This window comes from Testudinibacter sp. P17/SS/0325 (assembly GCF_053570765.1).
This window is the reverse complement of record NZ_CM131635.1, coordinates 1816924-1830593: the sequence shown is the minus strand read 5'-3', so window position 1 is coordinate 1830593 and position 13670 is coordinate 1816924. Positions and strand designations below refer to the sequence as shown.

General features: G+C 43.2%; 11 protein-coding genes. 3 read left to right on the top strand and 8 right to left on the bottom strand.

The genetic code is table 11. From position 1 onward, the window contains the following. The 3 genes from ACWA50_RS08690 to wecB are packed head-to-tail and all read right to left on the bottom strand — an operon-like array spanning position 1 to position 4505. Positions 1 to 2034 carry a CgeB family protein gene (locus tag ACWA50_RS08690; protein ID WP_431051649.1) on the bottom strand — a complete coding sequence of 678 codons (2034 nt, stop codon included), beginning with the start codon at positions 2032 to 2034 and terminating at the stop codon, positions 1 to 3. A gap of 57 nt (positions 2035 to 2091) precedes the next feature. Then, entirely contained in the window at positions 2092 to 3357 is a 1266-nt protein-coding gene (gene wecC, locus ACWA50_RS08685) for a UDP-N-acetyl-D-mannosamine dehydrogenase (RefSeq protein WP_431051647.1), read from the bottom strand. Positions 3358 to 3386: 29 nt separating this feature from the next. Continuing rightward, the gene (gene wecB, locus ACWA50_RS08680; RefSeq protein WP_431051645.1) at positions 3387 to 4505 is read right to left on the bottom strand and encodes a non-hydrolyzing UDP-N-acetylglucosamine 2-epimerase; all 1119 of its coding nucleotides are present in this window, start codon (positions 4503 to 4505) and stop codon (positions 3387 to 3389) included. A 427-nt stretch (positions 4506 to 4932) separates the two neighbouring features. Here wecB and kdsA point away from each other — a divergent pair, with 427 nt between their 5' ends. The 3 genes from kdsA (at position 4933) to ACWA50_RS08665 (ending at position 9278) form a co-directional block, all read left to right on the top strand. Continuing rightward, complete coding sequence (gene kdsA, locus ACWA50_RS08675; protein WP_431051643.1) at positions 4933 to 5772, top strand: 3-deoxy-8-phosphooctulonate synthase; 840 nt, start codon at positions 4933 to 4935, stop codon at positions 5770 to 5772. Positions 5773 to 5932: 160 nt separating this feature from the next. Continuing rightward, positions 5933 to 7984, top strand: a complete 2052-nt coding sequence (locus ACWA50_RS08670; RefSeq protein WP_431051641.1) for a capsular polysaccharide biosynthesis protein — start codon at positions 5933 to 5935, stop codon at positions 7982 to 7984. 67 nt (positions 7985 to 8051) lie between these two features. Then, a complete protein-coding gene (locus ACWA50_RS08665) occupies positions 8052 to 9278 on the top strand; it encodes a capsule biosynthesis protein (protein WP_431051639.1) in 1227 nt (408 codons plus the stop codon). A 121-nt stretch (positions 9279 to 9399) separates the two neighbouring features. Here the strand turns inward: ACWA50_RS08665 and ACWA50_RS08660 are convergent, their stop codons facing one another. The 5 genes from ACWA50_RS08660 to pepE all read right to left on the bottom strand — a co-directional run bounded on the left by ACWA50_RS08660 (position 9400) and on the right by pepE (position 13602). Beyond that, complete coding sequence (locus ACWA50_RS08660; protein ID WP_431051637.1) at positions 9400 to 9624, bottom strand: sulfurtransferase TusA family protein; 225 nt, start codon at positions 9622 to 9624, stop codon at positions 9400 to 9402. A gap of 6 nt (positions 9625 to 9630) precedes the next feature. Next, positions 9631 to 10149 carry a hemerythrin domain-containing protein gene (locus ACWA50_RS08655; protein WP_431051635.1) on the bottom strand — a complete coding sequence of 173 codons (519 nt, stop codon included), beginning with the start codon at positions 10147 to 10149 and terminating at the stop codon, positions 9631 to 9633. A gap of 121 nt (positions 10150 to 10270) precedes the next feature. After that, the gene (locus ACWA50_RS08650) at positions 10271 to 11539 is read right to left on the bottom strand and encodes a M20 family metallo-hydrolase (protein ID WP_431051633.1); all 1269 of its coding nucleotides are present in this window, start codon (positions 11537 to 11539) and stop codon (positions 10271 to 10273) included. 36 nt (positions 11540 to 11575) lie between these two features. Then, positions 11576 to 12868, bottom strand: a complete 1293-nt coding sequence (gene dcuC / locus ACWA50_RS08645; protein ID WP_431051631.1) for a C4-dicarboxylate transporter DcuC — start codon at positions 12866 to 12868, stop codon at positions 11576 to 11578. 20 nt (positions 12869 to 12888) lie between these two features. Then, positions 12889 to 13602 carry a dipeptidase PepE gene (gene pepE, locus ACWA50_RS08640; protein WP_431051629.1) on the bottom strand — a complete coding sequence of 238 codons (714 nt, stop codon included), beginning with the start codon at positions 13600 to 13602 and terminating at the stop codon, positions 12889 to 12891. Positions 13603 to 13670: the final 68 nt, after the last annotated feature.

The following is a 13670-nucleotide window of genomic DNA, read 5'->3' as shown; positions in this document are numbered from 1 at the left end:
TCAATCTCCTTGTCTGCTGATATAATAAATAGGTTGTTCAACAAGCTGCTTGAAACTAGCCAGAGCCTCAACAAACTTGTTTTGCGGTGCAAAAATATTGTTCATCATCATTCTTGGTTCAAAAATGTATTTTTGTTTTTCATGTTCAGTCAAAGCAATGTAGCCGTCTGAAAGATAGCTGCTATGCAATAGTGCTTTTTCAATTTTATCGAGAGCTGATTTTTCCAAGCTATCCGCCAATACGAAATAAGGCGTTTCAACATATTTGGATCGCTCATTACCATAACGGCGGATATACGACTCTGCCAATACATTAATTTTATTTTGGTTGTATTCTGAATAGATTTCCGCCGCATCCAAATCAGAAAATGTTGTCGACAATACCAGCAATAATCGGTATGGGGCACTATTGAATTTTTGATAAAATATATTAATCTCTTGCTGCAACTGCTCTGTATCGTCTACTTTAACAACCAATGTCACTTTTTCCGGCACTTCATCATAATCAACCCCAACCGCTTTTAAAATAGTTTCAAACCGGTTTTGATAAGTATGGTTAGCCAATACATTATTTAAATTCTCTTCTCGAATACGCTCGATTGTATCCTTATTCAATGCTTGCAGGCGGTGCGGCTCAGTATCCAAAAAAACTACGTTATCGCCAAACATCTTATCCATGCCTTTTGAATAATTGGATAATACCAGCGTGTTGCTGGACATCAGTTCAAATACCCGCCGGGCAAACATGGTTTCCGAATCAACAACGGTATTCAGATTCAAACCGAATATACTGGATTTATAAACTCTACCAATATCTTTATTAGGGATATTGGGTTTTTCATACTTTTGGTATTGCTCGGGAATCAAATGATTCGGGTCGGAATCTCCATAATAGCGGTTATAGAACTCCAGCTGGTAGTGGTTATTTACCAAGTTATCAAAAAGCTGACACATCGTTTTTGAACGCTCGATATGATTTGCATACCAACTGCCTGCAAATATGATATTTTCAGAACGAGGAACTTCTGCATCGTCAATTGGATTGAATACTTTTGGATTAGTGGCAAAGGGTAAGGCATAAACGTGTTCCAGACCATACTCTTGCTTATATTTTTCCACGCACTCTTCTGCTGTGGTAAATACGAAATCAAACAATTGTGCCGTTTTTACAAAGTCGTGCACGCGATCCGGATAATGCGTAGGATCTTCTTTATTCCAAAATACAGTGGGAATACCGCGCTCATTACAATACTCTAAAATTTGCAATAATTCGGTACGGTTTTCTTTTTGAAAATTAACGCTGGCATAAATTTTGCCTTTCCACGGACGGTTCACACTATCCGTGCCGCTCCAAGCCGATTCGCAAAAAAACAAATCAGGTTTTTGTTGGGCAAAAACCGCTTTCCAATTGCTTGGTGTAATAATCAGCGGTGTAAATTCATCTTTGAACGAATTAAAGCTGAATTCATCTAAAATAACGGCAACCTTTAAATCTTCTGCCTTTTTATGAGCAAAATTCAATTTTAACGGACTACGTTGTTTTAGCAATTTGGTTTCGGATGGAGCTACTGAAAGCCCTGCAACTGTCGGTTTTTGATTAACCAATTGTTCAAAAGTATCATCTGCTCGAACCGACTGTTTGGGCGAGAACCACTGTAGACATTTTTTTTCAAAAGAGGTCAGCGTTTTTTTCTTTTCTTTGCGTTTCAAGAATTGAGCGTAAATAGATAGAAGTGCATTTGGCGTAATGAAATTCCTAATTGGGTTTTTAAAAAAATCCAATATCAACCGACCAAATTGATAAGCAATCGTTTGATTATTTCTATCTTGAAAGCGCTGAGTCAGCAGTAATTGATATTTACTTTTTTCTATGCGCAGATGATACAGCTCATCCTGCAACTGCTGAATTTTTTGTTCTTGCTGGCTGATTGAAGGTTCTTCGAACTCATGTGCTATTTTTTCCCACTGGGTATCACTTAAAACAACCCCTTCTTGCAACAATCTGTTTTTTAAATCTTTAAAATTTTTCTTCATACGAATTCAAACTTTTTCCGGTTTCACTATTCAATTTAACTGACAAACAAGAAATATTTACCAAACCCCCTTGGTATCCACCACAACCGCACTTGCTTGAAATGTCGGCTTATTTTCCATAAACTCTTTATGGTTAACCAACAACACGGCAACATCAGCTAGCGCTGCACTTTGGGCGTAATCAATCAGTGCAATGTCTTTTTTACCGTGATGATCAACCACTTCATGCACATTCGGCTCTACTGCCGCTACTTGGCCAGGGTATTGCTGGATTAATTTTTCGGTAATCATCAATGCGGGGCTTTCACGCAAGTCGTCAATATCGGGTTTGAATGCCAAGCCGTAGCAAACGATTTTCACATCTTGCTTGGCTTTGCCTGTTTGAGCCGCTACGGCTTCAACCGCTTCATTGACTTTCTTGATGACCCATTCCGGTTTGCCATCATTCACTTCACGGGCGGTACGCACAATATTGGCCAAATCTGGAGTTTTATCCACAATAAACCAAGGGTCAACCGCAATACAATGACCTCCTACGCCACAACCGGGTTGCAAAATATTCACTCGCGGATGACGGTTGGCAAGGGAAATAAGCTCCCAGACGTTGATATTCAGGCGGTCTGAAATCAGGGAAAGCTCGTTGGCAAAGGCGATATTGACATCACGGAAGGCATTTTCGGTGAGTTTTGCCATTTCTGCGGTACGCGCATTGGTTTTGAGCAAATCGCCCTCGACAAACACGCGGTAAACGTCAATCGCTTTATCAGAGCAGGCTTCGGTAATGCCGCCGATAATACGATCGTTTTCGACCAATTCTTTGATGACTTGTCCCGGTAATACGCGTTCAGGGCAGTAGGCGACATGAACATCAACTTCGCCTGACGCCCCTTCTTTTGGAAATGCCAAATCCGGGCGGGCAGCAGACAACCATTCCACCATTTGCTCAGTTGTGCCGACCGGTGAGGTGGATTCAAGAATAATCACATTACCTTTTTCCAACACCGGCGCAATGGCTTTGGCAACGGCTTCGATATAGCTGACATCAGGCTCGTGGTTGCCTTTAAAAGGTGTCGGCACGGCAATTACAAAGGTATCGGCCGGCTCTGCTTTTGTGGTCGCACGCAAAAAACCTTTTGCTACTGCTTCTTGGACAATTTCTTCCAAACCGGGCTCGACAATATGAATTTTGCCTTCATTGATGGTGTCTACGGCATGTTGGTTGACGTCAACACCAATCACTTTAACCTCTCGGGAAGCAAACATGGCCGCAGCCGGTAAACCGATATAACCTAAGCCGACGACAGAAATAGTTTTATTTTGCATTTTGATACCTTGAGTTGTTTCTAGTTAAATTAAATACTTGCCAATAGTGTTTTTACAATTCGTTGCGATGCCTTACCGTCACCATATGGATTTTTTGCTTGTGCCATTTGTGCATAGGCTTTCTCGTCATCTAATAATTTCCGACATTGATTGACAATTTCATTGGTATCTGCCCCGACCAGCTTAACAGTTCCCGCCTCAACAGCCTCAGGCCGTTCTGTCGTGTCGCGCATTACCAATACAGGTTTGCCTAATGATGGAGCTTCCTCTTGTACCCCGCCTGAGTCAGTCAGAATAAGTGTTGCACGTGACATTAAATAAACAAAAGGTAGATACTCTTGTGGTTCAATTAAGTGTACATTTTCTTTTTCAGATAATATTTCCGTTAGAGGTTTTCTCACATTTGGGTTCATGTGTAGTGGCAGGGCAAATTGAATATGCGGATAAGTTTCAGCCAGAATTTTTACTGCTTGACCGATATTTTTGATTCCATCACCATGATTTTCTCGACGATGTGCGGTAATCAATACCATTGGATTTTGATTAGCAGTAAATGGGAATTGTTGTTCCATTGCGGCTTTTAATTCCGGCTGCTCTAATTTTTGGGTTACAGTCAATAACGCATCAATAACAGTATTCCCAGTAACAACAATATCTTCTTTTTTAACAACTTCTTCGAGTAAATTGGCTTTAGACTGCTCTGTTGGTGCAAAATGCAACCGACTTAGCACAGAGGTGAGACAACGATTAGCCTCTTCAGGCCAAGGCGAATATAAATTTCGAGTACGTAAACCAGCTTCTATATGTCCGATTGCAATTTTTTGATAAAATGCCGCAAGACTTGCAGCAAAGGTAGTTGTTGTATCACCATGAACAAGGATATAGTCCGGTTTAAAATCTTCTAAAACTACTGTTAAATCTTGAAGAATATCTGCAGTAATACTTTGTAATGTTTGCCCATGCTTCATAATATCCAAATCATAATCAGGTTTGATATTAAACAAATTCAAAACTTGGTCTAGCATTTCCCGATGTTGAGCAGTTACACAAACCTTTGATTCAATTGATTCATGTTTTTTTAACTCTAAGACCAAGGGTGCCATTTTGATTGCTTCTGGTCTCGTACCAAACACGGTCAATACTTTCATACTATTCCTCAATAATCTTATGTTATTTGCCGATCTGTTAGATTGTAGCATTACTCTTACCAGAAAAACACCATGAATAACAAAGTAAGTAGTTGTTTTTAATTAAACATGTAATTACTATTTGTTGAGTAAATTTTATTCTCAATCAACCTAATAAACAAAGATAAAACTTACAAAAATCACCCTAACATCATCAACCAAGAGGATCCTTAAGAGCAGATATCCTGTATAATAAACCTTGTATAAAACAAATAAGAATCTGATATACTGACACATATACAGAAAGATCTTAGTAACTAACTTAACGATTATCATCATTTTCAATTCTAGCGTATTTTGCAAGTAACAATATGTTTCGACGACTTTAATCATCATTTTTATCAAATGCTGAACAGACTAGACTTATTACCAGTCTTTAGGAAAAATCATGCTAAAACTAAACCAATTAAAAATAAATAATAATGCCCCATTCACCCTTTTCGGTGGTATCAATGTCCTTGAAGATCTCGATTCTACGCTGAGAGCCTGTGAACAATACGTTACTGTCACCACTAAACTCAATATCCCGTTTGTGTTCAAAGCCTCGTTTGACAAAGCCAACCGCTCTTCGATTCACTCTTATCGTGGGGTGGGATTGGAAGAGGGAATGAAAATTTTTGCTCAGGTGAAAAAGGAATTCGGTGTGCCGGTGATCACGGATGTGCACGAGCCTTGGCAAGCAGAACCCGTCGCAGAAGTGGTGGATGTTATTCAATTGCCGGCATTTTTAGCACGTCAAACCGATTTGGTGCATGCGATGGCAAAAACCGGGCGGGTGATTAATATCAAAAAACCACAATTTTTAAGCCCGCACCAAATGGGTAATATTGTGGAAAAATTCAAAGAAGCAGGCAACGATCAGCTGATTTTATGCGAACGTGGCGTGAATTTTGGTTATGACAATTTGGTCGTCGATATGCTTGGTTTTGGGATTATGAAAAAAGTCAGCGGCAATATGCCGGTGATTTTTGATGTCACCCATTCCCTGCAACAACGTGAAGCCGGTGCAGCCGCTTCCGGTGGTCGTCGTAATCAAGTGTTGGATTTAGCGTTGGCAGGTATAGCGACCCGTTTAGCCGGTTTGTTCTTGGAATCACACCCGAATCCGGATCAAGCCAAATGTGACGGACCGAGTGCGCTACCGTTAAATCTATTAGAAGATTTCTTAGTGCGCGTTAAAGCCGTTGATGAAGCGGTGAAATCTTTCCCTGAGTTAGATATTCGTTGATCACTTTTTGATTGAGTACGCCGAGCAAATGCTCGGCATTTTTTATGGTTACAACCCTAAAAACTTTATTAATAATAACACTTTTATGGCTATAACCCTGAGCCTTTCCTACACAACTGTATTATACTATTCCCATTCCATCGAAAATTGATCATTGTTTATGAAACCAAAATCGCAAATTTTCTCATATCGCATGGCAAAAATACCGCACTTGGCTGCTTTTTTTCCTGAGGCAGAGATCTTTATGCAATATTTCTCCCTTTCAGATAAAGCAACGCAGATCATGGGCTGGGGGTTTCGTCCATATTCACGCAGAGCCCGCACCTACGCCGAAAAAAATAACTTGCCTTACATCGCCCTTGAAGACGGCTTTTTGCGTTCATTAGGTCTGGGTGTTCAGGGCTATCCGCCGTTTTCGATGGTGTATGATGATTTGGGGATTTATTATGCCACTGAAAAGCCGTCGCGCCTTGAGCGGTTAATTTTAGCTAATTCAGCCGACGATGAAGTATTACAACAAGCTGAAACCGCACTTGAGCTAATTTGCCGCTATCAACTGTCTAAATATAATCACGCACCGGATTTTGTTCCGAGCGAGAAGAAGCAAAATATCGTTTTGGTGATCGATCAGACCTTTGGCGATATGGCGGTGAAATATGGGCAGGCTGATGAAGCTAGTTTTCACACCATGTTGCAAAGTGCGGTTGCGGAAAATCCCGAGTCAGAAATTTGGGTTAAAACCCATCCTGATGTAATCAGCGGTAAGAAAAAGGGTTATCTGACCGCACTTTCCGCGGAGTTTGCGCAAGTGCGGTTATTGGCAGAGGATGTCAATCCGTTGTCGTTGTTGCAACAAGTGGATAAAGTCTATTGTGTTACTTCGCAGATGGGCTTTGAGGCTTTGCTGGTCAATAAACCGGTGGTGACCTTTGGCGTACCTTGGTTCAGCGGTTGGGGATTGACAGATGATCGTCATGCTAATGTTGTGCGCTTGCAACAACAAAATCGCCGTGCCAACCGCACTTTATTACAACTGTTTACCGCAGCCTATCTGCAATATAGTCGTTATATCAATCCGAATAACGGCAAACCCGGCTCGATTTTTGAGGTGATTGATTATCTGCACCGCGCCAAATTATTAGATCAACGTTTGAGCGGCAATTTGTATTGTGTCGGCATGTCGCTGTGGAAACGGGCGGTGATCAAACCGTTTTTTAACTTCCCTAACTGCCGCTTACATTTTGTTTCTTCAACTGCCAAACTGCACAAAAAACCGCGGGCGAAAAATGCCCGTCTGTTGATTTGGAGCCAAGGCAAAGACGAGGTGCTTCGTTATGCGGAAAAAAACAATTTACCTGTGCTACGCATGGAAGACGGTTTTATCCGTTCCGTCGGTTTAGGCTCGAATCTGGTTGCGCCGCTCTCGTTAGTGATTGATGATCTCGGTATCTATTTTAATGCGCAAACACCCTCACGCTTAGAAGCTATTTTACAAAGCCAGATATTCTCCGATCAGGATCTACTGTTAGCCGATAAATTAAAAGTGCGGTTGATCAATGCCAATATCGGCAAATACAATGTCGGTGATAGTCAGTTTACTCTCGCGGTCAACGGTAAAAAAACAATTTTAGTACCGGGACAAGTGGAAGACGACGCCTCAATTCGTTTCGGTTCACCGCAAATCAAACGTAATCTGGATCTACTCAAACAGGTGCGTGCAAAGAATCCCGAGGCTTATATTATTTATAAACCGCACCCCGATGTGCTCAGCGGTAACCGTATCGGCGCGATTCCAACGGAACAAGCCCTTAACTATGCCGATGATATTATTGAAAACGCAAATATTTTAAATTGTATTCAGCAAGTGGATGAGGTTCACACCTTAACCTCTTTAGCCGGCTTCGAAGCGTTGTTGAGGGGAAAAACCGTGCATTGTTACGGTTTACCGTTCTACTCTAATTGGGGATTGACCGTTGATCATGTTACACTGCCAAGACGCCGGCGCAAGCTCACGCTCGCAGAATTGCTGTCAGCTACCTTAGTTTATTATCCGCAATATATTAATCCGAATACGCGGCAAATGATCGATAGCGAAACGGCAATTGAGCTTTTGTTACAGCAAAAATCCAAACTGAAAGATAGTGGTTTACAGCGTCACTGGCTAAAAAAACAGCTAACGAAATTAAAACACCTGTATTGGTCTTTAAAATAAGCGGTTAAATTTCTTTTTTTATTCTTATTTGCTAAGATATTTTAAATTTTTATTCTGTTGGGGTTATATGATTAGTCATAATTTAGATGACCTAGTGGTATCTACTGATCGTATCTTGTTATTGCAAGGTCCAATAGGGACTTTCTTTCATGATATTTCCTTATGGTTACAATCACAGGGAAAAACAGTTTATAAAATTAATTTTAATGCCGGTGACGAACATTTTTATTCTAATGCCAACAGCAATACTTTTGCTTATCGGGAATCGCTAGATCAATTTGAAGAATATTTACATCGTTTATGCCAAGCCGAAAAAATTGGTGCGGTTGTTTGCTTCGGCGATAACCGTCATTACCACAAAGTCGCTAAAACCGTTTGCAAAGCGTTGACCATTTCCTATTGGGCATTTGAAGAAGGTTATTTTCGTCCCGATTATATTACTCTGGAAAAAGACGGGGTAAATGCGTTTTCGCCGATTCCCCGTGATGAAGCCTTTTTTAGAAATATTTGCCCACAGGCTCCTGAACCCGTCACACCGGAAAAAGTCGCACAGGGCTTTGTGCCGCTTGCTAAATTGGCAATCTGTTATTATTGGAATGCTTATACCAAACGCCGACAATACCCTTATTATCAACATCATCGGATTTTGAATGTCCGCTATTATATTAAGCTGTGGGTAATTTCCGGTATTAAACGGTTTAATTATGCCCTGCGCGATCACTCTTTTGCCAAAAAAGTGGAACAAGGTAAGTTTGGCAATTTTTATATTTTACCCTTACAAGTATATGATGATAGTCAAGTGCGGGTACACAGTGATTACAGCAGTGTCGAGTCGTTTTTAACCACAGTATTAGATTCGTTCGTTAAATATGCGCCGTCTGATTTAACCCTAATCGTAAAACATCACCCAATGGATCGTGGGTTTATCGACTACGGTAACGTCATCAAACATTATCTTAAACAATATCCGGCTTTGAAAAAGCGACTCTATTATATTCATGATGTGCCAATGCCGGTATTTTTACGTCATGGCAAAGGCATGGTGACTTTAAATAGTACCAGCGGTATTTCCGCCTTACTGCATGGTATGCCGGTTATCACCCTTGGCAGAGCGCACTATGATATTCCCGGATTGACTGATCAGGGCATATTGGATAATTTTTGGCAAAACCCACAGCAACCTGATATGGAATTATTTTCGGCTTACCGCCGTTTTCATTTGAATAAAACCCATATTAACGGCAGCTTTTATAACCGGGTTATTCTGCGTTTTCCATATAACCGTTCAAAATAATATTTAACTTAGTTTTACTTAAGTCTTTATCCATAAAAATAATGACAATACCGCACGTTAAATTGATAAAGTGCGGTATTTTATCTCTCATCCCGTTAGCCGACCGCACTTGCCATTGAAATTAGCCGATTTTCCGCACGATTAAGCTGAATTGGGCTGATGAATTTTCTGTACTAACCAATATGCAGGATACCGTTTCACACAATAATTTGAAATCTTCGATTGTGCTTTCCGTATTCAGTAATATTCGCAATTCATCGCCTGTCTGCAAATCAGACAATGCTTTTTTGACCATTAACAGTGGCAATGGGCAGCGGTATTCTGTGGTGTCCAATTGATATTGCATAAAGGATTAAGGTTGAAGACGGCGGCGGTTGGACATAATCTCGCCCAGTCGTCGCAGTTCATCTTCAGACAAATACCGCTTGCCTAATTCGAACAAGGGTTCTTCGAGGGCAATATGCACCTCATAGTCGGCAATAAATTGCTTAATCAATTCCGGCGAGATTGCGTTGCGCTGATTGTCGAGCAATTCTTGCAGTTGCTGTGATAATTTTTCCCAATTTTCGTGCAGCAGGATATGCTGGCGTTCCAATTCATCAATATTGGTTTTGGCTGGCGGATAATGCGTTAATAACGCCGGGAAAAAATCTTTTTCTTCATCGTCATGATGTAATGGCGCGGCAATTTCAAAATAATTCAAAATCTGTTGCACATCATTTTTTACCGCCTGATTCACGCCGTTTTTCGCTAAATAGTCCGGCAACATCTGCAATTGCCGACAAAAGCGTTTCACCTTGCCATGACAGGCATATAGCATTTCAATCGGTTCTGCCCAACTGGCGAATGGTTGTGGTTCAAGATTCAGCATGATTTTCCTTTAAAGTGATGATCATAGTTTAACCGTGCCAGTCTAACACAATTTGGCGAATGGATAAAAAACAGTGCCTTTGCCATCCCTAACAAAGACACTGCATTATCACTGAGTTAGGCTATCCGTTTAAGCGTTGTAAAAGTGCGGTATACAGATTCACCCCGGTCAGTAACTGTTTCTCATCAAAATCAAATTCGGCTTGATGATGTCCGGCGGTGCGATCAGCGCCGACGATAAAATAGATCGCTTTGCCGCCATGTTGTTGCACGCGCCGTCCTAAAATAGTGGCGTCTTCACTGCCGTTAAAACTGTAGCTCGGCGCGACTTGTGTCACACCGATCTCTTTTTCCGCCAGTTCGCTGATAAGATCAACCAGTTCGCCATCATTATCCAGATCGACCGCTTCGCCCATGATTTCGGTTTCATAGGTCACATCAAAACTGACCGCTATCCCTTTGGCAATTTGCATGACTTGATCGACCATATATTGGTTGATTTCCGCATTTTCGCCGCGCACTTCCAATTGCACTTCCGCCGTAGCCGGCACGACATTACGCCCCTCTCCGGCTTTCAGCACACCGACATTAATCCGCGTCATGCCGTCACCATGGCGGGAAATGCCGTGCAGTTGCGTCACGGCATGTGCCGCCGCCAACAAAGCATTGCGCCCTAAGTGCGGTGCCGCACCGGCATGCGCAGGTTTGCCGTGGTAGCGGATATCAATTTTGGTGGTGCAAAGGAATTTTTTCGGGTTGGCAATAATCGTGCCGGAATCGGCACAAAAGCTGAGGTGCGAGGCAACAAAATAATCGGCGTCATCGACAATACCACTCGCCGCAATCGCCGCGGCGCCGCGCACGCCCTCTTCCGCCGGTTGGAACACCAATTTGATTTTGCCGTTTAATTGCGTTTTATTGTCCGCAATCCATTGCGCCACGCCCAAGCCGATTGCCATATGTCCGTCATGTCCGCAGGCGTGCATAAAACCGTCGTTTTGCGAACGGAATCCCAGTTGGTTCGGCAAATGGTTTTCAAGTGCGGTTTCCTGTACATTCACGCAGTCAATATCAAAGCGCAACGCCACGGTGTTGCCTGCTTTGCCGGAATCGAAAATCGCCACGCAGCCGGTGTAACCGTCCATTTTATCCAACCAGTTTTGATCGGCGCCTTTTTCAATTGCCCGTTGCAAACCGACATCAACCACCGCGGGTTGCCGCCCGCGCACGAATTCCTCATTGATAATCTGCTTGCCCAACCGCACTTCGAAGCCCATCTCGCTCAGGTAAGCCGCCAGTTTGGTGGTGGTTAAAAATTCACACCAACCGGTTTCAGGGAATTGATGAAACTCCCGTCGCCAGTCAATCAGTTGTTGTGGATTAATTGCCATCTTCCCCTCCCGCTATTATGTACTGACATAAATAAGTTAAAGCATAAACAGTGCCAAGAATAAAACCGCCAGCACCATGCCCGGCGCGGTACGTTTAATCATATCCACCGGGTTCGCCATTGCTAGACCGGCACAAACGATAGTTACCCCGGCGATTGGCGACGCGGTGCGTCCGATTGCCCCGGCAATTGCCGCGCCCATACCTAAATTCACATGGGTATAACCCAATTCAACCGCGTGTGGCGTCACCGCGGTATTAAAGGCAATCGCCGCCGCGTCGCCGGAACCGGTGATCACGCCCATTAAGAACGGTCCAATTGTTGCGCCCCAACGTACGAATTCATTCGAGGATTTCAAAAATTCAATCGCCGCGTCAATCGCGCCGGTCGATTTCAAGCCGGCAACAAATACACTCGCCGCAATAATAATCCCCAACACATTGGCATAGGAATTTCCCATACCGTTAAAAAACTCATTGGTAATTTTCATCGGTGAGGTGCGTTTTACGATAATGGCGTAAATCGCCCCGATTAACATCGCTTCCGGCACGGTCATTTTCGTCCAAGCCAGCCATGAAATTTTCTGTAATTCCGTTCCGCCGATAACCAACAGCACCACCGGAATTAACGGCGCAAGCGCATACAGAATATTCACGTTGCTGAAATGTTGCTCCGCTTCCTGATTTTCCGCCAGATATTCATCACGGAATTTTTTATGGTAATCGCCCAACGCCACCGCCAGAATCGTCAGCACCACCGCACCGATCGCCCCGGCAATAATGGTATAAGGCGCGTGGCTCAGGTTAACTTGGGTGACGGTTAAACCGGACATTTCACTGATCATCGCCGAGTGCGAAGATCCCGGGCTCATCATCGAACCGAAAGTGCCTGCCAGAATCGCCGCCCCTGCCGTTGCCGGACGCACGCCGGCAGATTTCAACACCGGAATCAAGGTTGCCCCCACCGCCGCCGCACAGCCTGCCGCCGACGGAATCGCGATATTGATAAAAAAGGTCAAAACCGTGGCAATCGGAATCAGAAAAAACTTCAGTCCGCTCAGTGGTTTAGTCAGCAAATGCACCAAATGCATATCGCATTCGGTATATTTCATCACATAGGCAAAACCCATACTGGAACAGATCGCCATAATTAAGCCGGAAGATGTCATGCTTTTAGCAAATGCCGCCAATGCTTCCATCGGGCTTAAAGTCAAAACCGCCATCACTAAACCGACACCCAATAACACGGTGCGGGTTTCATATTTTTTAATCATTAAATATACCGTGACGGCAATTCCTGCCAAGGCAACAACCATATTTAAGCCATTCATTTGAAACCTCCTGTCACACTTTACATATAGTTAAATGTCGAATTGAGTGCGATTTCTTCCACATCCATCTGCCCGCTGATACGCAAAATATTGTCATAGCCCAGCACCGTTGCGCATTCGTCGCGAATTTGTAGCGCAGTGCCTTCCGGCAGGGCATACACCACCGCTTTCGGATTGACCAATAAAAATTCATTTAACCGCTCTTCACGGCTTTCGCCGTTATGCCCTTGTATTTTGCCGGAAACAAAGTGCGGGTTGATTTGCGCCGGAAATAAGTTCAATGCCGCAAACGACGGCGGATAGACAATCGGCATATCGTTGGTAGTCATAATCGAAGCCCCGGCAACATTCGCCCCTGCGCTCCAACCGAAATACGGCGCACCGCCCTGCACTTTCGCCCGGATTGGCTCCAACAGGTTGTGTTGATATAACTGATTCAACAAACAAAACGTATTACCGCCGCCGATGGCAATCGCATCGGCTTGTTCGATAATCTCGCGTGGATCTGGCGATTGGTGGACGGAAAGCACGTTCATTTTCAGTGGTTCAAAAGCATGTTTCACCGCCTGTTCGTATTGATCATAACTGCGGCTGACGCCGGCATAAGGCACAAAAGCCAAGGTTTTCCCTTGAAAATCCGCCAAAAAACGCCGAATCCAAGGAATACAATGCACCAAATACTCGGTGTTACGATACTTGGAACCACTCATTAACAGCATTTTTTTAACACTCATCAGCATACTCCTTAGTTTTGGTCGTCATTACTCATGTTTGTGATCAAGTCGATTTTACCCCAACTGAT